Annotated in this window: 21 protein-coding genes and 2 pseudogenes; 7 read left to right on the top strand and 16 right to left on the bottom strand. The window is 45.8% G+C overall.

The window, feature by feature from the left end; genetic code table 11:
- Window positions 1–1,932, top strand: coding sequence for an NAD(+) synthase (locus tag DWW23_RS25295; protein WP_122357235.1), 1,932 nt, complete (start codon window positions 1–3; stop codon window positions 1,930–1,932).
- Window positions 1,933–2,040: 108 nt separating this feature from the next.
- On the opposite strand, the gene DWW23_RS25290 is transcribed toward DWW23_RS25295, so the two are convergent.
- The 5 genes and pseudogenes from DWW23_RS25290 to DWW23_RS25270 all read right to left on the bottom strand — a co-directional run bounded on the left by DWW23_RS25290 (window position 2,041) and on the right by DWW23_RS25270 (window position 7,340).
- Complete coding sequence (locus DWW23_RS25290) at window positions 2,041–2,301, bottom strand: alpha/beta hydrolase (RefSeq protein WP_147382650.1); 261 nt, start codon at window positions 2,299–2,301, stop codon at window positions 2,041–2,043.
- Between the two features lie 65 nt (window positions 2,302–2,366).
- Window positions 2,367–2,813, bottom strand: a pseudogene (locus DWW23_RS25285) (helix-turn-helix domain-containing protein); the annotation flags it as partial.
- 99 nt (window positions 2,814–2,912) lie between these two features.
- Window positions 2,913–4,316 carry a Gfo/Idh/MocA family protein gene (locus tag DWW23_RS25280; protein WP_122357233.1) on the bottom strand — a complete coding sequence of 468 codons (1,404 nt, stop codon included), beginning with the start codon at window positions 4,314–4,316 and terminating at the stop codon, window positions 2,913–2,915.
- Window positions 4,317–4,414: 98 nt separating this feature from the next.
- Complete coding sequence (locus DWW23_RS25275) at window positions 4,415–5,935, bottom strand: sulfatase-like hydrolase/transferase (protein ID WP_122357232.1); 1,521 nt, start codon at window positions 5,933–5,935, stop codon at window positions 4,415–4,417.
- Between the two features lie 121 nt (window positions 5,936–6,056).
- Window positions 6,057–7,340 (bottom strand): DEAD/DEAH box helicase, encoded by a 1,284-nt coding sequence (locus DWW23_RS25270; protein ID WP_122357231.1) that lies wholly within the window; start codon window positions 7,338–7,340, stop codon window positions 6,057–6,059.
- A gap of 348 nt (window positions 7,341–7,688) precedes the next feature.
- Here DWW23_RS25270 and recQ point away from each other — a divergent pair, with 348 nt between their 5' ends.
- Window positions 7,689–9,521 carry a DNA helicase RecQ gene (recQ, locus tag DWW23_RS25265; protein ID WP_122357247.1) on the top strand — a complete coding sequence of 611 codons (1,833 nt, stop codon included), beginning with the start codon at window positions 7,689–7,691 and terminating at the stop codon, window positions 9,519–9,521.
- Between the two features lie 182 nt (window positions 9,522–9,703).
- Window positions 9,704–9,910 (top strand): winged helix-turn-helix domain-containing protein, encoded by a 207-nt coding sequence (locus tag DWW23_RS25260; RefSeq protein WP_075556936.1) that lies wholly within the window; start codon window positions 9,704–9,706, stop codon window positions 9,908–9,910.
- 45 nt (window positions 9,911–9,955) lie between these two features.
- Here the strand turns inward: DWW23_RS25260 and DWW23_RS25255 are convergent, their stop codons facing one another.
- Genes DWW23_RS25255 through DWW23_RS25240 form a run of 4 tightly spaced genes read right to left on the bottom strand, consistent with a single transcriptional unit; the run spans window position 9,956 to window position 13,440 of the window.
- A complete protein-coding gene (locus DWW23_RS25255) occupies window positions 9,956–10,543 on the bottom strand; it encodes an aminotransferase class IV family protein (protein WP_122357230.1) in 588 nt (195 codons plus the stop codon).
- A complete protein-coding gene (locus tag DWW23_RS25250) occupies window positions 10,527–11,513 on the bottom strand; it encodes an aminodeoxychorismate synthase component I (RefSeq protein WP_122357229.1) in 987 nt (328 codons plus the stop codon). The genes DWW23_RS25255 and DWW23_RS25250 overlap by 17 nt, the downstream gene beginning before the upstream one ends.
- A 1-nt stretch (window position 11,514) precedes the next feature.
- Entirely contained in the window at window positions 11,515–12,390 is an 876-nt protein-coding gene (locus tag DWW23_RS25245) for a carbon-nitrogen hydrolase (protein ID WP_122357228.1), read from the bottom strand.
- A 21-nt stretch (window positions 12,391–12,411) separates the two neighbouring features.
- Window positions 12,412–13,440: an agmatine deiminase family protein gene (locus DWW23_RS25240; protein WP_122357227.1), complete on the bottom strand. Its 1,029-nt coding sequence runs from the start codon at window positions 13,438–13,440 to the stop codon at window positions 12,412–12,414.
- Between the two features lie 284 nt (window positions 13,441–13,724).
- Between DWW23_RS25240 and DWW23_RS25235 the strand changes: the two genes are divergently transcribed.
- The 4 genes from DWW23_RS25235 to creD all read left to right on the top strand — a co-directional run bounded on the left by DWW23_RS25235 (window position 13,725) and on the right by creD (window position 16,503).
- Complete coding sequence (locus DWW23_RS25235) at window positions 13,725–14,120, top strand: phosphoribosylaminoimidazolesuccinocarboxamide synthase (protein ID WP_122357226.1); 396 nt, start codon at window positions 13,725–13,727, stop codon at window positions 14,118–14,120.
- Window positions 14,121–14,208: 88 nt separating this feature from the next.
- Entirely contained in the window at window positions 14,209–14,832 is a 624-nt protein-coding gene (locus tag DWW23_RS25230; RefSeq protein ID WP_233564456.1) for a hypothetical protein, read from the top strand.
- Window positions 14,829–15,119, top strand: a complete 291-nt coding sequence (locus DWW23_RS25225) for a transcriptional regulator (RefSeq protein WP_122357224.1) — start codon at window positions 14,829–14,831, stop codon at window positions 15,117–15,119. Before DWW23_RS25230 ends, DWW23_RS25225 begins: the two co-directional genes overlap by 4 nt.
- A 64-nt stretch (window positions 15,120–15,183) precedes the next feature.
- Window positions 15,184–16,503: a cell envelope integrity protein CreD gene (creD, locus tag DWW23_RS25220; RefSeq protein WP_122357223.1), complete on the top strand. Its 1,320-nt coding sequence runs from the start codon at window positions 15,184–15,186 to the stop codon at window positions 16,501–16,503.
- Here the strand turns inward: creD and DWW23_RS25215 are convergent.
- The 7 genes and pseudogenes from DWW23_RS25215 to DWW23_RS25185 all read right to left on the bottom strand — a co-directional run.
- Window positions 16,498–18,750, bottom strand: a complete 2,253-nt coding sequence (locus tag DWW23_RS25215; RefSeq protein ID WP_122357222.1) for a Helicase associated domain protein — start codon at window positions 18,748–18,750, stop codon at window positions 16,498–16,500. The two genes, creD and DWW23_RS25215, sit on opposite strands and share 6 nt — an antisense overlap.
- A 26-nt stretch (window positions 18,751–18,776) precedes the next feature.
- Window positions 18,777–20,573, bottom strand: coding sequence for a hypothetical protein (locus tag DWW23_RS25210; RefSeq protein WP_122357246.1), 1,797 nt, complete (start codon window positions 20,571–20,573; stop codon window positions 18,777–18,779).
- 27 nt (window positions 20,574–20,600) lie between these two features.
- Window positions 20,601–21,257, bottom strand: a complete 657-nt coding sequence (locus DWW23_RS25205) for a hypothetical protein (protein ID WP_233564455.1) — start codon at window positions 21,255–21,257, stop codon at window positions 20,601–20,603.
- The gene (locus DWW23_RS25200) at window positions 21,254–23,647 is read right to left on the bottom strand and encodes a polysaccharide biosynthesis tyrosine autokinase (protein WP_122357220.1); all 2,394 of its coding nucleotides are present in this window, start codon (window positions 23,645–23,647) and stop codon (window positions 21,254–21,256) included. Before DWW23_RS25200 ends, DWW23_RS25205 begins: the two co-directional genes overlap by 4 nt.
- Before the next feature lie 18 nt (window positions 23,648–23,665).
- Complete coding sequence (locus DWW23_RS25195; RefSeq protein WP_122357245.1) at window positions 23,666–24,451, bottom strand: polysaccharide biosynthesis/export family protein; 786 nt, start codon at window positions 24,449–24,451, stop codon at window positions 23,666–23,668.
- A 71-nt stretch (window positions 24,452–24,522) separates the two neighbouring features.
- Window positions 24,523–24,912, bottom strand: a complete 390-nt coding sequence (locus DWW23_RS25190; protein ID WP_122357244.1) for a lipocalin-like domain-containing protein — start codon at window positions 24,910–24,912, stop codon at window positions 24,523–24,525.
- Window positions 24,912–25,825, bottom strand: a pseudogene (locus tag DWW23_RS25185) (capsule assembly Wzi family protein); the annotation flags it as partial. The pseudogene DWW23_RS25185 and the gene DWW23_RS25190, both read right to left, overlap by 1 nt.

The following is a 25,825-nucleotide window of genomic DNA, read 5'->3' as shown; positions in this document are numbered from 1 at the left end:
ATGAACTACGGATTTATAAAAGTAGCAGCAGCCGTCCCTCACGTACAGGTGGCAGACTGTTCTTATAATATAGGGCAGATAGAAAGCCTGATGCGTCAGGCATCGGAAAAGGGAGTCCAACTGATCGCTTTTCCCGAATTGTCGGTGACGGCCTATACCTGCCTGGACTTGTTTGCCCAGCAAACTTTACTGAAGAATGCAGAACAGACCCTATTAAAACTCGTCAACGACACCGCCGACCTGAACCTGCTCACCATCGTAGGTGCCCCGCTCGTAACGGACAACCGATTGATCAATGCCGCTATCGCTTTCCAGAGCGGAAAGATAATAGGCGTAGTTCCCAAAACATATCTGCCGAACTACAAAGAATTTCAGGAACAGCGCTGGTTTACTTCCGCCACCGAGCTATGGGATAAAACCATCTCGATCGGAAACAACACATACCCGATGAATAGTCACCTATTATTCACCTCCGGACAGGTAAAAGTCGGTATCGAGATATGTGAAGACCTGTGGGTTCCCGTTCCCACCAGTTCCCTACTGGCGATGGAAGGAGCCAATATCCTGGTAAATATATCCGCCAGTAACGAACTGATCGGTAAACATCATTACCTCCGTTCACTGATCCGCCAGCAATCTGCCCGTTGTATGGCAGGATATGTCTATACCTCCGCCGGTTTCGGAGAATCCAGTACAGACCTTGTTTTTGCGGGTAACGGCATCATTGCCGAAAACGGAAATCTCCTGGAAGAATCGCCGCGCTTCACCATGCAGGAACAACTCATCATCAGTGAGATCGACGTTGAAAACCTGCAAAACGACCGTCGCGTGAACACCAGCTTCATGCACGGAGCCTCCACTTTATTACCGGAGGAAACGATCGTAGTCCCGTTCGCCCTGTCCGAAACTTCCGGAGATCCGGTACTGACGCGCCCGATCGACCCGCATCCTTTCACTCCTTCCGACGATGCTTTAAAAGAGCGTTGCGAAGAAATCTTCCAGATTCAGGTGGCCGGACTAGCCAAACGCATGGTCCATACCCACTCTAAAACGGCAGTTGTCGGTATTTCGGGTGGACTGGATTCCACATTAGCCCTGTTGGTAACCGTGATGACCTTCGATGCGCTCGGTATCCCCCGCAACCAGATACTCGGTATCACCATGCCCGGCTTCGGAACCACCGACCGCACCTATACCAATGCTTGCGACCTGATCCGTTCATTGGGTGTCACCCTGAAAGAAATTTCGATCAAAGATGCCTGCCTCCAACACTTCAAAGACATCAACCACGATCCGTCTGTCCATGATGTTACTTACGAGAACAGCCAGGCACGCGAACGTACCCAAATCCTGATGGATGTAGCCAATCAGGAAAACGGTATGGTGATCGGAACCGGCGACCTGTCGGAACTGGTACTGGGTTGGGCGACCTACAACGGCGATCATATGTCGATGTACGGGGTTAACGGAAGCATCCCTAAAACATTGGTCAAATACCTGGTGGAATGGGTTGCCCACAACCGGGTGGATGAAGCCTCCCGCGCTACCTTGCTGGATATCGTCGATACCCCTATCAGCCCCGAATTGATCCCGGCAGATGAAAACGGAAATATCAAACAGAAAACGGAAGACCTGGTAGGCCCTTACGAACTACACGATTTCTTCCTGTATCATTTCCTCCGCTTCGGCTCCTCACCTGTCAAGATCTACTTCCTGGCACAACAGGCTTTCAAGGACAATTACGACAAAGAGACAATCAAAAAATGGCTCTATACGTTCTTCCGCCGTTTCTTCCAGCAACAGTTCAAACGAAGTTGTTTACCCGACGGCCCGAAAGTCGGTTCCGTCAGTCTTTCCCCACGCGGCGACTGGCGTATGCCGAGCGATGCGATGGCAACGTTATGGCTGAAAGAGATAGAAGCTTTAGATTGAAAAAGACAGAACTTATAAATAAATAAAGAGCATATCCATAATCCTTTACGGGACACAGATACGCTCTTTATTTATCCCTGTCTATCAGAAGAGATCTATCTTGCTTCGTTATCCCAGATATTTACGATAGAACCCTGTCAGTTTCTCAACAGCCGGATTCACATACTCCGGATTATCATACAGGTCATAATGGGAAGCATTCTCAAAAACAAGCAAATCCTTTTCTTTCGATGCAGCCCGTTTGTAAAGTTCTTTTCCATCCTGGAAAGACTTGAACACACCGCCTTTAGCACCGACAATGATCTGTAAAGGTTGCGTCAGCAGTTTGTCCACCATATGAAAAGCATCGAAAGCGATTACGGAAGCCATACTTATAAAACGTAATTTATTTGTTGAATTCGTATGTTGTCCACGCGGAGTCAAGTGATACATATCTACCGGGCAGGTGTAAACCCAAATTGTTTTTTGAAAGCCGTAGTAAAATGAGACCTGTTTTTAAAACCGACACTAAAACACACGTCCGATATTTTCTCTCCCCCGCTCCTGATCTTTTCATAAGCGACATCCAACCTCTTCTGCATAATCCATTTCTGAGGCGACAAACTGCTTATTTTCCTGAAATCCCTCTTGAAAGTCGCCAGGCTCCTCCCTGTATATAAAGCGATCTCCTCCATAGACAGATCGTGCATATAATTCTTATTCAGGAAATCAAGTATATCGATCTTCCACGGTTCCGTAAAATCAAAAAGTGTAGGATAAAAATCTTTATTCATCGCCAGCAGGGAGATCAATCCCTCACGTAGTTTCAACTGCATCAACTCATCATTCGGCTTGTTCTCCGAATTAAAGTAAGGGACCATTGCAAACAAATAAGATTTTTCTTAACGGCTCAAATACACTATTCTATCCGGCTCTTATAAAAAGAAAAGGAGATGCATCCAAAGACACATCCCCTTCTTTTTTTATCGCTTATTTATTAATTATAAACCGAATTCCGGTTTACGGTGAATCCACTGTCCGCGAGTGAAGTCAGGGAAATCAACTAATGCACCGCCACGCGCGATAGACATTTCAGACAAACCTGAGATAGCACTCCAAGCTGCAGCATCATAGCAGTCCATAGGAGCCGGACGTTTGTTTTTGATGCGGTCGATCAGGTCGTACATCATAATGAAGTCCATACCACCGTGACCGGCTTCTTTTGCCTGAGCATCCAACTGGGCCCACAATTTGTGGTCGTATTTCTTGAACCATTCGTCAGAATTATCCCAACGGTGAGGTTTAGACTGGCCTTCCACATATACATGATCGCCATCGTTCATCCACAAACCTTCTGTTCCCTGAATACGGAATCCTAAAGAATAAGGACGAGGAGAGTTTGTATCGTGGGTTACGATGATTGTCTGGCCGTTCGCACATTTGATCATAGATGTCACGATGTCACCCAGGTTAAAGCGAACTTTAGCCAACGGATGGTTTTCGCCACCATTATCTACGATAAACTTATGCAATCCGCGAGACTGAGTTGCCATGGCAGAAAGAGAAAGGAAACGGTTACCGCGGTTGATGTCCATACAGTTGGCAACCGGTCCGATACCGTGAGTCGGGTAAATATCACCATTACGATGTACGGAGTGATTCGTACGCCACTGAGCTTCAGCAAAAGCCTCCGGTCCCATACGCAACTCACCACCCTTCTGGTAAGTATAATTCTTACCGTCATTGAATTTTACATCACGCAAATCATGTTCGTAACCGCAACCACCGTGCAGCAGTTCACCGAACAACCCTTCGCGAACCATGTTCAATGCAGCCATACAGTCACGACGATAGCACACATTTTCCATGATGTTCAAATGGCTGCCTGTTGCTTCCGATACATTGACCAGATCCCAGCATTCTTCAACCGTATTAGCTGCGGAAACTTCCACGCCAACATAAGGAACGCCAGCCTTCATAGCTGCTAACGACATCGGCACGTGCCATTCCCAAGGGCTGGCAATGATCACACAGTCGAATTCTTCGTTGTTCAACATCTTTTCAAATTCACGTTCACCGCCCTTATAAACTTTAGGTGCATCTACGTTAAATTTAGCAATGTGTTTGAGAGTTCTGTCGATCGGCCCCTGTTGAATATCACAGATAGCAACGATCTTGTTTCCCGGAATAGCCAACACATTATTGATGTGTTCATGGCAACGTGAACCTGTTCCGATAAATCCGAAACGCAGTTTGCCATCATCTTTTCCGGCTGTTTTCTTCTTCTGAGGTTCCGGAGAACCTGCTACTGTAGTGGCAGAGGCGGTACCAGCCATAGCCAAACCTGCTGCACCAACTCCGGCTGCAGTCATTTTTTTAAGAAAGGAACGACGAGTGTTTTCCATGTTCTTTATTTAGTATTTTATGTTAAGTGGGCAAATTTATAATATTTAATCAACTTCTCAAATATGTTTAGAAAAAAAGAATCAATCAAAATCACCAATTAATAATTTGTAATCTTTCCGGTCTCTCTTTTAAGCTTTTCAAACGTCATAATCATTTGCCTCAAACGCCTTGGTTCCTTTTCCGCCAGGTTATGTTCCTGTCCGATATCTTCCTTTATATTATACAATTGATAACAGTTTCCCAGTCCTGAAAAACCGACGCCGTCAGGATCGTCATAATAAGCAGGGTAAGGCGGGATCATCACCCAATCACCCTGATGCAGGGCATAATTGAAATAACCTTCAGTAACCAGCTCTTTACGTCCCTGATCGCTTTTTCCCAAAAACACGGGCAAGGTATTCTGGCTATCAGTCTTATCCGAATAGGTCTGCCCTGTCAATGCCGCCAGAGAGGCCAGCAAATCCATTTGACAAATCAAAGCATCCGACACTCCGGGGCTAACGACAGCCGGCCAGCGCAACAGGAACGGAATACAAGTACCCCCATCGTATAAACTGGTTTTTCCACCGCGGTAAGGACCTGCCATTTTATGATCACCAACCAGTTCCACCGCCTGATCCTGATAACCGTCATCCAGCACGGGACCATTATCGCTGGTAAAGATCACCAATGTATTCTCTGTCAATCCCAACTTATCCAACTCGTTCAAAAACTCCGTCACACACCAGTCAGCCTCCAGAATAACATCCCCGCGAGGTCCCATGCCCGACTTTCCGACAAATTTCTGATTCGGCACACGAGGCACATGAGGCTGGTGCAATCCGTAATACAGGAAGAACGGTTTATCCTTATTGTCTTTAAGAAATCCTTTCGCCTTCTCCAGGAACAATTCAGCCATATCCTCGTCTTTCCACTGGGCCGCCTTTCCGCCTTTCTGGAATCCGATACGGGGTACACCATTCACGATCGATCCGGCATGCCCCACACTCGGATGCATCCGAAGCAATTCCGGGTTATCCTTACCGGTAGGTTCACCCGGGAAATTATGCTTATAACTGACATATAACGGATCATTCGGTTCCAGTCCGACACCCTTTCCGTTTTCAATAAAGATACAAGGAACCCGGTCGTTGGTCGCTGCCTGGATAAAAGAATAATCATATCCAACTTCTTTCGCCCCGGGATAAACAGTTTCGTTCCAATCGACGGCACCGTCCCCCAATCCCAGATGCCATTTACCGACAGAACCTGTCACATATCCCGCCTGCTTCATCACTTTCGGCAAAGTGATTTGCTGGGTATTAATGATCAAAGCAGCATTCCCCGGAAGTATTTTGGCGTCTTTGTTAGTCCAGGGATACAATCCTGTCAGCAGGGAATAACGGCTGGGTGTAGAAGTTGCTGCCGTACAATACCCCTGTGTAAAACGCAGTCCTTCATTGGCTATCCGGTCCATACCCGGTGTATGAATACGGGTCGCACCATAACAACTCAGATCGCCGTACCCCAGATCATCGGCTACAATAATTACAACATTAGGCTGTTTTTCGCTTTGAGCATAAACATTTGCTCCGGATAAAGTTCCTATTCCGACAGCTATACACAGTAGATTTCTCATATTTATGTTTTTCATGAATAAAAAGGCGTTGATTATTACAACCAACGCCTGCAAATATAATTAATCATACGGATTTCAAAGCATGTAGTTCTCGAATTTTATTCCATCAAACACAATGCCATTATTTCTTTTTAGCTGTTTTTTGATTTTCGTTAGACGCCCGTTTCTTATTCCTCCAGTAGCTGCCGTCGCGTTTGCTACCGAACATATTCCGGCGTTTGGACTCCTGTTTGATGGCTTCTTTCTTATCGGCCACGGCTGCTTTTACTTCCGCCGTTTCAAACTCATTCCCACCGGCAACAGGAATCTGCTTGCCGATCAGTTTCTGTATATCTTTCAAGTACGGTACTTCTTCCGCATCACAGAAAGAATAAGCCACTCCGCTACGTCCGGCACGTCCTGTACGTCCGATACGGTGTACATACGTTTCCGGCACATTTGGCAATTCGTAATTAATCACATGCGTAAGATGATCCACGTCGATACCCCGGGCAGCAATATCCGTTGCGATCAGTACACGGGTCGTATGATCTTTAAAATTGGTCAATGCACGCTGGCGGGCCGTCTGGCTCTTATTGCCATGAATAGCCTCCGCTCCGATATTTGCTTTTGCCAGGACACGCGCCACTTTGTCCGCTCCATGTTTCGTACGAGTAAATACCAGAACCGACTCCAAAGCGGAATCTTTCAGCAAATGAGTTAGCAGACTTACCTTCTCCGCCTTTTCTACAAAATAAACCCACTGGTCGATCTTATCGACCGTCGACGAAGCCGGAGTAACCTCCACCTTCTTCGGTTCCACCAGGATCGTTCCGGCAAGACGTTCTATCTCCGGTGGCATGGTAGCCGAGAAAAACAACGACTGGCGTTTCTTAGGCAATAAAGGCAGGATTCGCTTGATATCATGGATAAATCCCATATCCAGCATACGGTCGGCCTCATCCAACACGAAATAATCCAATGTCTTCAGATTGATAAAACCCTGGTTGATCAAATCCAGCAAACGTCCCGGTGTCGCGATCAGTATATCCACGCCCCACTGCAACGCATCCGTCTGGGGCTTCTGTCCTACTCCACCGAATATAACCGTATGTTTCAGTTTGGTATATTTCCCATAAGCGGCAAAACTTTCCCCGATCTGGATAGCCAGTTCACGGGTCGGTGTCAGTATCAAAGCCTTGATACCACGTGCAAACCCATTCTGACGTTCATTATACAGATTTTGTAAAATAGGGATTGAAAATGCGGCAGTTTTACCCGTTCCGGTCTGTGCGCAACCTAATAAATCGTATCCATCTAACACATAGGGAATCGCTTCTGCTTGTATAGGGGTTGGAATGGTATAACCTTCTTCTCTGAGAGCCTTACGTATCGGCTCGATCAGTTGTAATTGTTCAAATGTCATCTAATAAAAATGTTGAGCCATCACGGCTCGTTAAATAAATAATGGACGCAAAGATAGTCAAATATAGCCACACTTCCTCATTTCATAGGAAGATTATTGCATATCACAACCGTACACCTTTCATATCACAGATGGATTCCGTTTGTCTCACAGTTGAATTTCTTTTGTTTCACAGCTGTGATATGAAAAGAAAAACGGTATAAAATATATCCGTCTCAAAGCTTGTCCGATAGGCCTGCCAGGTAACTGACTATATCCCAAGGGTTAATTCCGAAGCATTCCTAATAATCAGGCAGACCAAGCAGTTATTTAGAAATTATACTATCTTTGTAAATTGATTTTTGGATGATGAAAGAGTTACTGTTGCTGTTAAAGAAGTTTTTTGGGTATACTTCTTTCCGCCCGTTGCAGGCGGAGATCATACAACGCATTTTGAGGAAAGAGGATTCGCTGGTGCTGATGCCTACCGGTGGAGGAAAATCTATTTGCTATCAACTTCCGGCTATTTACCTGCCCGGAACAGCAGTTGTCATCTCCCCATTGATCGCCCTGATGAAAGACCAGGTAGGCGGATTGGTAGCCAACGGTATTCCGGCAGCCGCGCTCAACAGCATGATGCCGGAAGAAGAACGCCACCAGATCAAACAACTCTGCATCCAGGGAAAAATAAAGTTGCTTTACATCTCCCCCGAAGGATTGGTAGGCGAACTGCATTGGCTGCTTCCCCGTATGGATATCTCCCTGATAGCCATCGATGAAGCTCACTGTATCTCGCATTGGGGACATGATTTCCGTCCTGAATATACCCAGTTGTCCGTCCTGAAAGAACATTTTCCAAAGATACCGATCGTGGCATTGACAGCGACAGCCGATAAAGTAACCCGTACCGATATCGTCAACCAACTGAACCTGCGTGATCCGGAAATCTTCATTTCTTCCTTCGACCGTCCCAACCTGTCTCTCACCATCCGGAGAGGACTGAATAAAAAGGAAAAGACGGCAGCTATCGTCCACTTCATCAATGCCCACCGTCGGCAAAGCGGCATCGTCTATTGTATGAGCCGGAATAATACCGAGTTCCTGGCGGAAGAACTTTCCTCTTACGGGATCAAAGCTACCGCCTATCATGCCGGACTTCCTCCCGCTCAACGCGAAAAGGCGCAGGATGATTTTATCAATGACCGGGTAAATGTGGTCTGTGCAACCGTAGCTTTCGGGATGGGGATCGATAAGAGTAATGTGCGTTGGGTGATCCATTATAATATGCCGGGCAGCATTGAAAACTATTATCAGGAGATAGGACGTGCCGGACGCGACGGAATGAAAAGCGATACGCTGCTGTTCTATTCGGTAGGCGACATACTCGTCCTCCGCCGTTTTGCCGAAGGAAGTGGGCAGAAAGACGTCAACCTACAGAAACTAAACCGGATGAGACGGTATTGCGAAGCGGATATCTGCCGCCGCCGTATCCTGTTGAGTTATTTCGGGGAAGAGGCGGACCAGGATTGTGGGAACTGCGACGTATGCAAGAACCCTCCCGAACGGTTCGACGGCAGCATACTGGTACAAAAAGCACTCAGCGCCATCTTCCGTACAGGCCAGTTTGTCGGCATGAATATGCTGATCAACATTCTCCGCGGATCGGAAAAAGCGGATATTACCGAGAAAGGATACGATAAACTGAAAACATACGGTGCCGGAAAAGACCTTTCTTATAAAGAATGGAAAGAATATCTGTACCAGATGCTTCAGCTGGGGTATATCGAAATCGACTACGTCAACGCCGGTATTTTGAAAGTTACTCCGTTAGGACGAAAAATACTGTTCGGAGAGCAGAAGGCGATGATGTCTATTTACAAGGAGCCGGAAGAGAAAACTTATTTCAGAAGAAAAGATTCCAAATTCAAATACCGCCCGATCAAACCACTCAAATCCGCGTCGGTCGAAGAGACGTTGCTCGACTCACTCCAGCAACTTCGCAAACAGATCGCCGAGAAAGAACAGACACCGGCTTATATCATCTTTTCCGATGATTCACTGGAAGATATGGTACAGAAGAAACCGGTCACACTGGATGAATTCAGCGATATACGGGGTGTCGGTGAAATCAAACTGGATAAATACGGAAAGGTATTCGTGGCACTGATCCGGTTCGTGTTGCGGTTGCCGAAAGAGGGGTAAATTCACCTCATTTTATTTCAGTTTCCGAATATTCCGTTTTAGGAGTAAAAATTACCGTTACAGCAAAAAAGGGCAGATTCCTACAAATATTCCTTGTACTTTAGCTTTCGAAACAAAGATACGGGGACAGTACACCCTACTCTACCCGATCAACATAGTATTAACTTATAAAATAACAGCTTATGAATACACTAAGTTTAAAGATGTCTCAGAGCATATCCCAATTGTATGAGACTTTGTGCCAGGTTGGAAGAAGTACATTTGCTGAATTACAAAGAGCGACAAATTTTCAGGACACCGAACTTTGTCTGGCTCTATGCTCTCTTATGCATGAAAATAAAGTATATCAGGCCCGTATCAGTAATACCATTTATTACATTCTTAAATAACCGGGCCTGAAATAGATTCATTCCGCGTATCACATACGTAATAATCTAACGGACATTCGCCACAGGAAATTCAATCTCACCGAACCCGATCAGCGCATTGAACAAACGGATCAGCGAATAACGGGACAGATCCTGCGGACGGATTGCAGCCGGAACAATCATTTCCTTCCCCAATAGAGATGCCCGCATCGTTCCTTCCAACAAAGGGACTTCGGGTGTCTCCCATTTGGAACCATCCCACAAGGCAATATTAGCGATCGAAGTATCCGTCAGGAGACCATCGCGCACGATCAGGATATCGTCGGCCTCTCCCCGTTGCCCGAACAGTTCGTCCAATTTCTGACGGTCAGTACTTTTATAAGTATAATCTAACCCGTCGGAGGTGACTATTTTCAAACTATTTACCGGACGGATGGTATACGGCAGATATTCAACCTTCTCCACCTCTTCCTGATACTCCACCCGGCAGCGGGTCCGTTCGGTATATTCTCCCGGCTGGATAAAATCAGCCAGATTTACAGGTAAATTACATTCAAAAATATCTCTCCGCGTCCGGTTGAAGCGGTAATTATGGAAAGCCATATTCACAGCCTTTCCATTCTCGATTCTGATTGTTTCAATAAATGGGCACATATACTTTCTGTTTCATTTCATTATACTCACTTTGCAAATCACTTTGGGAGGTAATGCCACCCCCACTCTTAAACAGCAGCCGTTCTCCTTCCTGCTCCAGGAAACGGATCATAACGGCACTGTCCAGACGGTTACCGTCGAAATATCCCATTACTCCCGTATAGAATCCCCGCCGGTATGTTTCAGCCTCATCGATGATCTCCATCGTCTTTTTCTTTGGTGCACCGGTAATGGAACCGGCAGGCAACAGGCTGAACAAAACAGTCCCTAAAACAGCTTTCCAGTCATCGGGTAACTTTCCCCTGATCTCTGAACTCACCTGTAATAACCGGCCTTTGTTCGTTTCCAGTTCATCTATATACCGATATCTCGATACCGTTACATCCGATGCCACCTGACTCAAATCATTACGGATCAGATCGACAATCGTGGCATGTTCGGCTTCTTCCTTTTTATCTGCCAGAATCCGTTCCCGCGCATCAGGCCGAGATGCATCGATCGTCCCCTTCATCGGATACGAATAGATGAAACCATCCTCCATACGTACGAATATTTCAGGAGAAAAAATAACAAAACGGTCTCTCAGCCACAACCTGTAAGGAGCCTGCGAAGAATAAAAGATCTCTTTCAGTGTCAGGTTCGTCCGCACCGGAGTAGCGCAAGTCAGGTTGACTAGATAAGAATTACCGGCACGGATATGACCGGATACTGTCTGAAAAGAACGGGAATACGTTTCAAAAGAGACAGGCTCGGTTTCCCACTCGACCTGCTTCTTTGGATACTGCTTCTCATTACCTGTCACATTGGAAAAACCGTTCAGGTCATACAGCAACTCTTCCGGATCAACTGCATCCGGCTCCTCCACCCAAACATGCTCCTGCTTATAATCGACGATAAATATAAAAGGCCGTCCGGATAATCCTGATCGATTCATATACCGGACGGCTTCATCTTTACTACAAAATTTCATATCAGATCAAAAATCGCTCCGTCAATCCGCCGAAAGCATCGATACGGCGATCACGGAAGAACGGCCACCAACGGCGCACATTCTCACTCCGTGCTTTATCGATCTCCACAACACGCACCTCCTCGTGATCGTTCGGGAACTCAGCCAACAGTTCTCCCTGCGGACCGGCAACAAAGCTGTTGCCCCAAAACTGAATACCGTTTGTCTGTCCCGAAGGGTCCGTCTCATGCCCCGTACGGTTCACAGTGATCACCGGAAGACCGTTTGCCACTGCATGTCCGCGCTGTATCGTTACCCAGGCATCCAACTGACGTTTCTTTTCTTCTTCCGTATCGCTGCTCTCCCAGCCGATAGCTGTCGGATAGATCAACAGTTCGGCTCCTTTCATCGCCATCAGGCGGGCTGCCTCCGGATACCACTGGTCCCAGCAAACCAATACGCCCAGTTTGCCGACGGAAGTTTCGACAGGCTCGAATCCCAGGTCGCCGGGAGTAAAATAAAACTTCTCATAATAAGCCGGATCATCCGGTATATGCATCTTCCGGTACTTTCCGGCAATCGTTCCGTCTTTCTCAAGCACGACAGCCGTGTTATGATACAATCCCGGAGCACGTTTCTCAAAGAGGGAAAGCACCAGCACGATTCCCAGTTCTTTAGCCAACGCACCGAACTCTTCCGTGGAGGGGCCCGGAATCGTTTCTGCCAGATCGAATAGCCCAGTATCTTCCGTCTGGCAGAAATACAAGCCATTATGTAATTCCTGCAAAACAACCAGCTCCGCCCCTTCTTCAGCGCAAAACCGGATATTATTTTTCAGTTTCTTTATATTATCTAACCGGTCACAGGTGTTCGCCTGTTGGATCAATCCTATCTTCATCTGATTTTCAATTTTCAATTCTCAATTAACAAATTCTTCCGGGTACTGCATCGTCACGCAATGCAGTGAACCATGTTGTTTAATTAATGGTAAGCAATTAATACCTACAATTTCTCTGTCCGGAAATGCTGTCTGCAAAGCCTCTTTCGCAATCTCATCTTTCGGTGAATCGTAGAACGGCAGAAGCACCGCCCCATTTATAATAAGGAAATTCGCATAAGTAGCCGGTAAACGCTCGCCCTCCCATTCCACTTTATCAGCCATAGGCAAAGCGATCAAACGGTAAGGTTCGCCATTCTCCTGCGTAAACTCTCTCAGCTCTTCTTCCATCTCCTGCAATTCGGCATAATGCTCATCTTCTTCATCCGTGCACTGCACATAAGCAATCGTATCCTCACTACAAAAACGGGCCAGCGTATCGACATGGCTATCGGTATCGTCACCAGCCAGGTAACCGCTCTCCAACCACAAAATACGGTTCAGGCCGAATACCTGTTTCAGATAATTTTCCAGTTCCTCCTGCTGAAGATATTCGTTCCTGTTCACGGAAGAAAGACATTCGACCGTAGTCAGTAAAGTGCCTTTTCCATCCGACTCGATACTTCCGCCTTCCAACACGAACGGCTGCATATTGACAGGGATCACCACCTCTGCAAATGTTTTGCCATGGAACAGTTTCCGTGTGATCAGATTATCATGGTTGGCTGCGTACTTCATTCCCCAGCCGTTGAATACAAAATCATATACGACCGGAGCACCTTCTTCGAACACGGAAATACCGCCGTGATCGCGTGCCCAGGTATCGTTTGTCTCCATCTCCCGGAAAATAATACGGCTATAATCCACTTCTCCCAACTGAGAGCGTACCACCGATTCATCCGGACAAACAATCAGTAACTTCTCCCGCTTGATCACCTCTCTGGCAATCTCCACAAAGCAAGGTACCACCTCGTCGAGTATCGGCGCCCAATCCGTCCCTTCATGCGGCCAGGTAAGCTGAACCGCACTTTGCGGATACCACTCCGCCGGTAATATCGTTTTATTTTCCATATTTGCTAGCTTTATTTTCAGAAGACAAAGATAAATATTTATTATATGAAAGCTATCACATCCAGTAAACTTGTGCTTCCCATTACCACAAAACGAACCTCTCAATCCAGCAAAGAGTTACGTAAGAGGAGTAAGTCCGAGATTTAAGTAATAAATTTGTACTCACTTTTAAAGCCTAATTCATCAATTATACACATAAAGACACTATCTTTGTAAATAAATATTCGTTAATCAGTAAACATGTAACTGAATTAATTAAAAGCCAATCAAATGACTATAAAAAAATGAGCAAAAAATTCCAAATTAAGAATAGTACAGCTGAATTTCTGATATTTACAAATCAAGCTAAAGAAAATGGCATAGAAGTCAGAGTACAAAATGAGACCATTTGGTTAAGTCAAAAACTAATGGCCGTTTTATTTAACTGTTCGACCGATAATATTTCACTTCACCTCAAAAATATATTTAATGATGGAGAATTGGACCCCGACTCAGTTACCGAGGAATTCTCGGTAACTGCTTCCGATGGAAAAAATTCAAGTACAATTTCAGCACAAGTTGCGAAAGCTTTTGCTGAAACTGAATTCAAAAAATATAGAATTATACAAGATCAACTGTTTAAATCTGATTTTGATAGCTTTAACGACAATAATCTACTAAATTTTAATTTAGATCCATAACATTACCCTAAAAACTTTACCCCATTTATTTGGATTCTTCAGAATCCTTCTTAACTTTGCGCCACAAAGTACTTTTTATCGCAAGTATATGAACAAGCAAGTAGAAGACATAAAAGCCATTCGCGAGATGATGGAAAGATCATCCAAATTCCTTTCGTTAAGCGGTTTATCCGGCATATCAGCCGGAGTTATAGCGATTATCGGGGCAGCACTCGCCTACTTCCATATTCTGAGGGAACCGGCAAACACAGACTTCAATACGACACACGAAGCGATGTTCCGCGAAATCACTCTGCTGATCACGGATGCTGCTGCCGTCCTGCTCTTCTCTATTTGCTTCGGTATCTATTTTTCCTGGAAAAAGTCAGTGAAGAAGAACCTGATGCCCTCCAAAAGCCTGATAAAAAGGACACTTTATCACCTCGGTATTCCATTGGTTGCCGGAGGTGTCTTTGCGCTTATTTTTCTGTTGCGCGGCGACCTGGCAATGGCAATCACCATGACACTTACTTTTTATGGCCTCGCCTTGATCAATGTATCCAAATATACCCTCGACGAAGTCCATTACCTGGGCCTGACAGAAGTCGTTTTGGGTATCATCTCCGCTTTGTTCCCCGACTGGAGCCTCTTGCTCTGGACTATCGGATTCGGAGTCTGCCATATCATTTACGGCACAGCTATGTACATCAAATATGATTTGAAGAAAGAATGAAAAACATACTGTCCAAATTAAATAAAGCCTTCGAAAGCCGGATACGACTGGGTATCATGTCTATCCTGTCGGTAAACGAATCAGCCGACTTCAATACCATGAAGCAGTTGATGGAGTTGACCGACGGAAACCTGGCAAGCCATCTGAAAGCCCTGGAGACCATCGGATATATCCGGTCCACCAAGCAGTTCATCGGCCGGAAACCTAATACCCAGTATACAATCACCGAAGAAGGAAGAAAATGCTTTCGGGAACACCTGGATGCATTGGAAGAGCTTATCAAATAATTTTTTTTACCTATTCACTTTGAAACACAAAGTACTTTTCAACCCATACAAACAAGTTAAATTTATGGAAACAACAATCAGAAAAGCAAGCAAAATCAACCAGTCCATTACATTCAAGGCTATGGTTATCGGAGTTCTGACCCTCATTTTACTGATACCGGGGTTAATGATTCAGGATCTGATCCGGGAAAGACAGGACAGAAGTATCGAAACGATCGAAAAGATCAATGCCAAATGGAGCAACGCCCAGACCTTCTGCGGCCCGGTCCTCTCCATCCCCTATACAACAACGCATGTCGATTCGAACAATAAAACCTATTTTCAGGAACATGTCCTGACCATCACTCCCGGAAACCTGACAATCGATACCCGGCTATTCCCGGAAGAAAGATATTACGGGATATACAAAACGATCCTTTACAAAAGTGAAACAGACATTTCCGGAAACTTCGACAAAATCAATTTCCCCAAGATAGAAAACGGCACTATCCACTGGGACCAGGCTTATATGGCAGTCGGTGTTTCCGACCTCCGGGGCATCACCGACAACATCGATTTCAAGCTGGAGAACAAACAATACACAGTAGAAACCACCGGCAATCTGGATACACAGATAGGCAAAATGCTCGCCATCCCGTTAAACGATCCCGAAGTGCTTCAATCCGAACAGCCGCTTACCTTCAAATGCCAGTTAAAACTGAACGGAAGCAGCAACATAAATTTCATCCCAATCGGCAAAACGACTAAAGTCCACGTGGCAGGCAACTGGAAATCTCCCGGCTTCATCGGCAACTTTACCCCCGACCATACCATCACTGAAAATGGCTTTGAAGCCAACTGGAGTATCCTCAGCTTTAACCGGAGTATCCCGGAAATGTGGACCGACGGACAAACCTACTCGTTCGAAGACTCCTCTTTCGGTGTAAACCTGGTCGATCCGGTAAACCATTACCAGCAGAACATGCGTTCCGCCAAATACGCTATCATGTTCATTGCCCTGACATTCGTTGTCTTTTTCTTTGTCGAAATACTGACCGGAAAACGGATCCACCCGATCCAGTATCTCCTGGTCGGCCTGGCTCTGATACTGTTCTACAGCCTGCTCCTGTCCATATCCGAACAAATCAACTTCGGCATCGCCTACCTGATTGCCAGTATAGCCACCATCGGACTGATCACCTCCTATACCTATAGTATTTTCAGGAACAGGATACAGACCGGGGCACTCACCGGCATGTTATGTTTATTGTATATTTTCCTGTATGTCGTCCTGCAACTCGAAGATGTTGCCTTGCTTATAGGAAGTATCGGTTTATTCGTTATACTGGGAACTATTATGTATTTCTCCCGGAAAATAAACTGGTATAAGCCACATACATTATAAAGGAAAAGAGATCGACTCCAACATCTGTTTTCGCCAGGAGAGAAGTTTTCCGTTTTTGGATAAACGCCGTTGAACGAAGCACCAACTACCGAGCTTATTTTCACGGACAGTGGGCCAGCGGCGTTTCTCCTGGTAAAACAGTTTCAATTTTTCATAGTTTTCCAGCCAGATATCATCGGTATTCCAGATAAAACCGGCTTCGTCCATCATCCTGACGCGGTCGGATACAAGTACTCCTTGCTTACGGTACTTACGCTGGGTACTACACCAGGCACCCAGTTTTCCATCGTTACTTTTGGGCCAATATCCCTTTTGCTGATAAAAGAGCACCACTTGTTTCCAGTTCTTCATCCACTGGACATCCAAGTCCTGCTCCCAAACAAAGCCGATGTGATCCAGCAATCGCACCCGTTCTTCGGACAACAGACCTTTTTTACGGCTCTGCCGCTGTGTATTACACCATGTACTCAGACTGTTCTCTCCTTTTTTAGGAAGACGGTGCATCCGGTCTATAAAACATTTCAACTCTTCATAATATTGCATCCAGCGGCTATCCTGTACCTCCCACTCAAAACCGATATCTTCCAGGCGAGAGATATATTCGTCAGACAATGTCCCTTTTTTCCGTGCGATCCGCTGGGTGTTACACCAACTACCCAATCGGCCCTCGGCTGCACATGGCCAACATCCCTCCCGTTCTTTATATTCTATCAGCCGTTCATACATCACCGGCCACGCATCCAGTTCTGCCAGCATATCATCCACCCGGGCACGGATATCCGACAAGAAACCTGTTACCTGAAACTCGGTGAATCCTTTGAATGTCTTCGGCGCACGGATAGCTGGATGGTAAGACAAGTCATATGACATCGCTTCATAAACAGAACGTCCGGAAAGATTATTCACAAAATCCAACACAACAGGACGGGCATCTGAACCGGCTTTCAGGCAACGCCCAAGCTGCTGCAAAGCAACCACATACGACTCTGTCCGGCGCAGAAACATGGCTGCATCCACCCCTTCCACATGCAATCCTTCGATCAGCATATTGATAGAGAACAGCACATGCAATTTACCTGTATCAGTACAAAAATCACGGAGGGTCCGTTCATTTACACGGTTACTATACCCATTATGTATTTCAAACATTTCAAATACAAATCCGCCATGTATCAACCAGCGCGATACTTCCGGCATCATATGTTGAAGGTCTTCCTTATCTTTACAGAAAACGAGAATCTTCTTCACATCCTTCGGCAGGTAACGCCGTATCAGTTCCGAAGCACTCCATGAACCCCGGAAATCCAACCGGGCAAAATCAATCTTCTCCTGAATACGCTGCCGTCGTTCATCCGTACAGCCACTTCTGTTCAGCAGGTGTTGAACCTTATTCAGCTGGTTATTCAAATCGAATACGCTCTGCACCAACACCGGTACCGGCAGAATCTTATAATACCAGGCCATCGAAAGGGAGAGTTCATAAAACAGGTTCCCTTTGAAATAGACCTCTACCGTATCCATCATCTCTTCCGGACGGATCGGGGTAGCCGACATACCCAATACGCGGGCTTCCGGATTGGCATCGATCACATCCTGTACGGCTTTTCCCCATACCTCCGCACCGAAATGGTGGAACTCATCGATAATGATATGGTCTGCCTGCATGGGAGGAATCTTGTCACGTTGGCGTGATAGTGCCTGGAAAGTCATAAAAGTAACATGCCGCATTTTCCATCCTACCGCTTTCTTTATCTCTGCTATAATGGTAACATTCGGGGCCACAACCAAAATTCGTTCTTTCCGGTGGTTCACAATATAACGGGCTATAAGATATGATTTACCCGTTCCGGTAGCCTGTACGACAGCCCCGATACGGTTCTTTTGGAAGCCTTCCTCAATAGCGCGGTAAGCGGCTTCATTATGGGAAAAGAGTTCGATGTGTTTTCCGCTTTCCAGGCTTTTCAGATAGCTTTCGTCGGATACTGTCAAACCATGCAACTCAAAAGAAAGAGCCTCCGGCAGATATCCGCCATGTGCCAGGATACGGTATTGCTTACAGTTACACATCTCCCCGATCCTCTGTAATTCTGTATACAGATCATCCACCTCCGCCAGGCAAAGAGCATCTTTATTCCATAACTCTTTTACAATGAAAGTTACAGAATCCTCCCTGAACCCAACCAGCAGACAGCCGGATTCTTCGGTTACAAAATAATTATAAGAAAGGTAAAGATCGCGAAGGGACATCGGTTTCCCTATACTTTATTTCCAAATCAGTAACTTTCCGATGGAGATACAACGATTGAATATTCAGGACCGTAACCAGCACCCTTTTCATTGATCGCATAGGCACGGATATAATATATCCCCGGAGACAATTCTCCGAGCGTTGCCGTAAAGTCATTATCCGCCTGCACACTATCATCCCAGATATCTGGTTCACCGACTGTATTCCAACAAAATCCCCACTTGCTTATATTCCCTCCGCCGTTATCCAATAACCTCGAACGATATGTATATGTTGCAGCATTCAAGACTTCGATCTCCCCTACTTCCGGAACCTTACGTGTATCCAGTACCAGCGTACGACTATATCCCGTACCGACTTTATTACTCGCATAAGCCCTTATGTAATAAACCCCTGGATACATTGTCCCCATAACGGCCGTAAAATCTTCATCTGCATCCAGCAGGTAATCCGAAACATCCGGATAGTCATGTGTACTCCAGCAAAAACCATTGGCTGTTATTTTACTGCCACCCACATTAAGTATCGAACATTGTATCCGGTTGGTTTCCCAATCAATGATACGGACTCTATCCAGAACAGGAATCGTCAGGACATGAATCGAAACGCTCAACTCTTCACCATAACCAACCCCCGCCTTATTAACGGCATAGGCACGGATATAATAGGTACCCGATTCCATTTCAGATATCATGGCCGTAAAATCTTCGTCAGCCACTACAACATGATCTCCGACCGATGGATTTCCTGTCATGTTCCAACAGAAACCTTTTTCCGTTATCTCACTTCCACCGTCGGTCACCAGTACAGAACGGAAGACATTGTTCTCCGGATCGATACGTTCTACGGTACCCACAATCGGCAGCGATACGATACTGACCGCCAGTTCCTCACTATAACCTATCCCATACGCATTCTCTGCAAATGCACGCACATAATAAAGCGTATTGGAATTCAAATTCGTCAGCATGCCCGTAAAATCATCGCTCGCTATTTCCTTTTCATCCTCCACTGTCGGCATGCCGGTTGTATTCCAACAAAACCCCCTCGAAATAATTTCAGCACCTCCGATATCCTCCAGCGTAGCACAGAATTCCTTCTTCAACGAATCCAATAACTGAATACCGCTGATTCTGGGTAGCGTTTTACCCGTGTGAATCGTTATCTCTGGGCTGTAAGCTAAATATGAGCTGTCGTTCAATGCAAAAGCACGAAGATAATAGGTTGTGTTCTCCTGCAGGTCCGGGATGGAAACTGTAAACGCAGTCGCCTCCCCTTCCGCTTCCTGCTTCCGGTCATCTATCGTCGGACTGCCTTCCGTATTCCAGCAAACACCTTTCGAGAGTAAGTTATGACCCGTTCCATCTATTCCATCATCTTTCACCCTGAAAGTGAAAAGATTAGCCACCTCCCCGTCTGCCTGCAAATCTGAAAGCAACGGATCACCATACAACAACGTATTAAAACTACCCGGCTCACCCATTAGACGGTCTGTCCCATTACCTGCATACAAACAATATTCGTACGACGCATCCGGCTCGAGCCCCTCCAACAATACCTGCAAACCATACGACAAAGAATCCTGGCAAGCAACCTCCGAAGCATGCTCCCGGTCACCAGTCTTCCACCACAGGAACCCCGTCTCTTTCAACGCAGCCTGACTCGTCACACGACCTTTCAAGCGGACATACGTTCGTCCTATATGCAGTGGTTCTTCCAGCTGCATCCCTATCGATACAGCTGCAGGCTCAGCATCCTTTTCACAACTTCCCAACATCAATACGACAGGAAGAAAAAACAATATATACTTCAATAGATTCATGGATTCTTCTGTTTTTCCGTTCATCGATTAAAAAATAACTCCTATTCCCAGATTCCCTTCCAGGTACTTAAAACTGTTCGTCTGTAAACCGAGTGAAAACACCATCGGACCGACTGACAGAATACACCCGGCTTCTGCTTCCATACCTTCAACCGAATGATCCTTGTTCTTCCCCCACTTGCCTCCAACAGTTTCCCAAACCAGCGTACGGCTTCCATATCCAACTCCGGCATACAGGTAAAATGGTTTCCAAAGGCGTTGCACGATCCCCCCCGTAACAGCCCAGCGGCTTTTCTCCGTCTTTCCTGTGTACCACTGAACCTGCCCATCCTCATCCGACACACCTCCGTCATCGCAGTCGAAATCTCCTGAATGAGTGTTGCTGAAACTATATTTAGCCTTTATATATCCGCCCGTACGCTTCATCGCCGCAACCATCAAACCATATGACATCTGAGAAGAGCGGAATCCCATCACAGGCATCACCATCACGCGAGGTCTGTCTGGCTTTTTGTGCGTGGACAATAACTGCACATAGTTTTCCAGACGTGCCTGCATCTGTTGCTCCCGGGAAAACTGTTGTAATGTATCGGCGGACACATTCTCCGCATGCTGTCCGTAAGCTGCAGACACACAGGCCACCCACAACAGGCAGATCAACATTTGTCGAATTATTTTCTTCATTTTTTACCTTTTTGAGATTTTTCGTTTCCGTAACCATAACCGTACCCGTAGCCATAACCATAGCCGTAACCATAACCGGCACGTTTCATATTGATACCGTTCAGGATTACCGCCATATTGTGGAATTTTTCCTGTTTATACAGTTTTTCTACTTCAGGCAGCTGGCGACGGTCCATCAGGCCGGCACGAATCACATAGATCGTCAGATCGGCCACACGATTCACAATCGTAGCATCCGCTACCATACCGGCAGGCACATTGTCCAGGATCACATAATCATAACGGTCACGCAAAGCCTTTACCAACTCTTCCAGACGGTTGCTTAAAAGTAACTCCGAAGGGTTAGGCGGTACAGGTCCTGCATGAATCACATCCAAACGATCGTTGAGACCCGAAGAAGCGATAATTTTATCCACATCTTCCACCCTTCCCGACAAATAATGCGTCAGTCCCGCATTAGCGTGACTAATGCGGGCGCTAAGGGTACCCTTACGAATATCGGTATCGACCAAGATTACCTTCTTATTCGTAAGAACGAGACTCATAGCCAGATTCATCGACACGAATGTCTTTCCTGCACCCGGATTCGAAGAGGTAAACATCACTACTTTCAGATCCTTTGCTTTTACACGCATAAATTCCATGTTCGTCCGGACAATACGGAATGCCTCAGAGACACCGTCGCGACCATTTTCATGCACTAATATCTCACTCTTGTCTTTCCTGCTACGCGAAGGTATCTCACCAAGGAAGGGGATGGAGAGGTTATCTTCCACATCTTTCCTTGAACATACTGTAGTGTTCATCGTCAACTGTATCCAAAGAATACCGGAAGGAATCGCCATGCCCAACACACAAGCGGCTAAAAGAACCAGCATCGATTTGGGAGCCACCGGCTTCTCACTTCCCTGTGCCGGGTCAATGATGCGGGCATTACTCTCCGTAATCGCCTGCGACAATGCATTTTCCTCCCGCTTATTCAATAGGTAAAGGTAAAGTTCCTCCTTGATCTTCTGCTGGCGTTCCACCGATAGCACATACTTTTGCTGAGTCGGGACAGCGGCAATACGACGGGTCGTCTGTGCTTCACGTTCACGTATATTCTTTATTTTTATATTCAACCCCACGATCAGGTTATCTACCGCCCTGATAATTGTCTGTTTCATCGCCCCCAGCGAATTGTTCAGGTCCATCACAACCGGATTCTTATTACTGCTATTACCGATCAGCTTATCCCGTTTCAGAAGTAAGGCGTTATATTCCGATATCTGACTTTCTACATTTGCATCCGAGATACCCGTATTAGCAGGGATCAGATCAGCCCCTTTATGTGGGTCTGTCAGATATTCCCGGATATATTTTGCCAACGTTAGTTGGTTCTCCAAACCTAGTCCTTCCTGGCTGTACTGGCTACCTTCCTGCAGGTACAGCCCTGCTTCCGAATGAATATCGGTCAACTGGTTCTCCCTTTTGAAGACTTCGATCTCTGCATCCACACTTCCCAGTTCTTTTTCGATGATGATCAAGCGGTCGTTAATAAAATTCGATGTGTTGACCATCACCTGGTTCTTATCGCTTATCGCATCCTCGTTATAAATTGCGATCAGAGTATTAAGAACATCTTCCGCACGGGAAACGGAGGCATCCTGCAGAGAAAGATTCAAGATAGTAGCGGTCTTACTGGCCAACGCTACCTGCAAGGCTTCATTATAATTTAGTGCAACCCGGTCCCGACTACTTTTGGTGACCGTTATCTCACTTCCGTAATAAAGATCTGTGTAATACAAGCTCGGAGTTACCACCACTTTCCCGATAGGTGTCGATACCGTATCGTTCAACGCCACTGTCTGCGTCTGGTCTTCCAGGGTTTGCCCCTCTTCCTCCAGTTCTTCGGAGGTAAAACCAGACAAGCTTACCTCCTTATCCGATACAGGTACTACCGTCAATCCGATTTCCAGATTTTCATTTATCTCCGGAAAACGAACCACCACCGGTGAATGGCTGTACAACTCCACTGTACGCAACCCTTCACGGATACTGTAACTGATATCCAGATCCAAACGTTTAACAACTGATTTCATCAGCTGTTTCGACTTGAAGACCAGCAGTTCATTATCCACACTTCTTTTCATATTGAACATATTCAAATCTTCAAAGACGGCGGCCTCACTGGCTGCGCCTCCTCCCTTCGTATCGTCCTTGATCAGTACCGTTGCCGTACGCTGATAAATTTTCGGTGCCCACCCCAGGTAAAGTACCGCTATCGCACAACAGACCACTACCGACAATAGATACCAATACCAGTTCGCACGTACAACCCGGTAGATATCAATCAGATTCAACTCATTTTCCTCTGCACGAAGCATATTTGTTTCTTGTTCGGGATTCATCGTTCTTATACTCCTTTGTTATTTGAATATTAATACTGCAACTGTAGTCAGCAGGGATACAACCGATACCCACACACCTACCGTATTGTTCTGGTTGATGCCGCTTTGCCCCGCTTTTGCCTTGTTCGGTTCCACATACACGATGTCGTTCTGCTGGAGATAATAGCAAGGCGAATCGAAGATATCCGCCGAACGGAGGTCATGAAACAGGATTGTACGTTTGCCGTTATTCTCACGGATCACAGCCACACGATCGCGACGACCGTAAATCGTAAGGTCGCCAGCCATACTCAAAGCCTCCAGTAGCGTGATACGGTCACCCGATACGGTAAAACTCCCCGGACGACTTACTTCTCCGATTACAGAGACTTTAAAGTTCAGGAACTGCACCGTTACAATCGGGTCCTTGATCAAGTCCTCGTCTATCAATCGTTTCTTGATCAATTCTGTCAGCTGCATACGGCTAAGACCCGAAGCATGTATCTTGCCCAGGATCGGGAAATCGACATCCCCATAGCGGTCCACCAGATATCCCAGCACACGCTGCTGACCGGTCGTACCATTATTTGTCCCTAACTGATAAGTTACCATCGGCATATTAAAGGGTAATGCCAGTTCCGGGTCACGACTGTTCACCATGATTGCCAGCAAATCATCCTCATGGATGATCGGTTCGTATATCTGTTCGATATTTCCCTGACGAAAAGGTTCCACATCCTGCATGTAAATAATGTTTTTAGGTGACGCACAAGAGCTCAGTATCACCACAAGCAAAGCCCAGAAGGACTGTTTGTACAAGTTCATTTTCATATTTTATTTGTTTTTATTGATATTTCGATTCAGAAAAAGGTGGGACATTTCTGACAAATTTCAAATCAGAACTTTCTGAACTCCAACCGAGCAAAGTCCGATTGTAAGATCAGGTGTTTCGACGTTAATCCTTTTACACCGAAACGTTGCTCTGTCCCATTCATGCCGAAAGGCAATAGATCTTCAATTTTACTGATGGGCATTTCGACAAACAATGAATCCCCGGTATATTCCATATTCCCTGTCTGGCTCGTAACACCTACTTGCATCAAGTTGATCGTATGTAAAGCCACACTATAATATGCTCGTTCCGGTGTTTCTTCTTCTCCGGAAGCATATTCGATTTTTAGGATCTGCCAACGGCCATCCAAGTCTCCGTTGATCGGTGTTTTTCCGCAAGCACTGACTATCAAAACTAACAGTACTGCTATTATAGACCTTTTCATTGAATTCATCATATCCATCCCGTTTTTCTGATTGTCAGCATTCCTCCGGCACTTTTACCAAGCATTCCGCCTCTATCAACACCAAGAGATGCTGTAAAGTCCCAGCCTTTCAGCTGATGGGGCGTATAAGTTAATTCGACCAACGCATTTCCATTCTTTTTGATCTCATAAAAAGGTAAACCATACGTTCCCCAGTTGCGGGTAAACGACAATAGAATACGATACTGCAAATCGCTTGCTGGATTCCCCATGATCCCCAAATGATGTCCTTGCATACGTGAACTCTTAAAACTGATGTCTCCATCCTTATTATAAACAGGAGACATCACTAAAGGATTTCCAATACCCATTCCCCAATGCTGCCAACCGGTATAAATACTATGATTATAATAATTATCAGCTCCACTTACTTGCTCCGGTATCTCCGGCGTATGATCCCAATAAACAGGACCTGTCTGATCCTTTGTTGAAATATATTCGTAAACAAAACTGCTAACGATAGGATTTTCAGGAAACGTTATTTCTATTCCTGCCAGACAATCTTTCCAGCCATATTCCCCGAACATTTGTGAGTGATCCTCAAAATAATGTTCATAATAAGGGCGAACCGTCCAGTCCTGCGGAGCATACCAGGTGAATGAAAAGTTCCAGCTACCTAAATGGTTGCCATATACATTAAGTTGTTCCCCCATTGGCGTATCACTACCACCTCCACTCGGAATAAACACTTTAAAGAAATCCTTTATCCCATTCGGCATATCGATCTTTTCATTCCCAATAAATGCATTCCCTCCGAACTGAGCAGCCATTTCCAGCCCTCCTTCAAAGATCAGTGGAAACTTTTCCTGATTACCGATTTTCACGTATAAATCTTTGGAATGATAAAGCACATGTTCCGTATATTTATTTCCCGGAGCTACAA

The sequence above is a fragment of the Parabacteroides sp. AF14-59 genome, assembly GCF_003479515.1.
Lineage (GTDB): Bacteria > Bacteroidota > Bacteroidia > Bacteroidales > Tannerellaceae > Parabacteroides > Parabacteroides faecis.
Note: the sequence above shows the minus strand (reverse complement) of the source record. Positions and strands in the feature narration are given on the sequence as shown.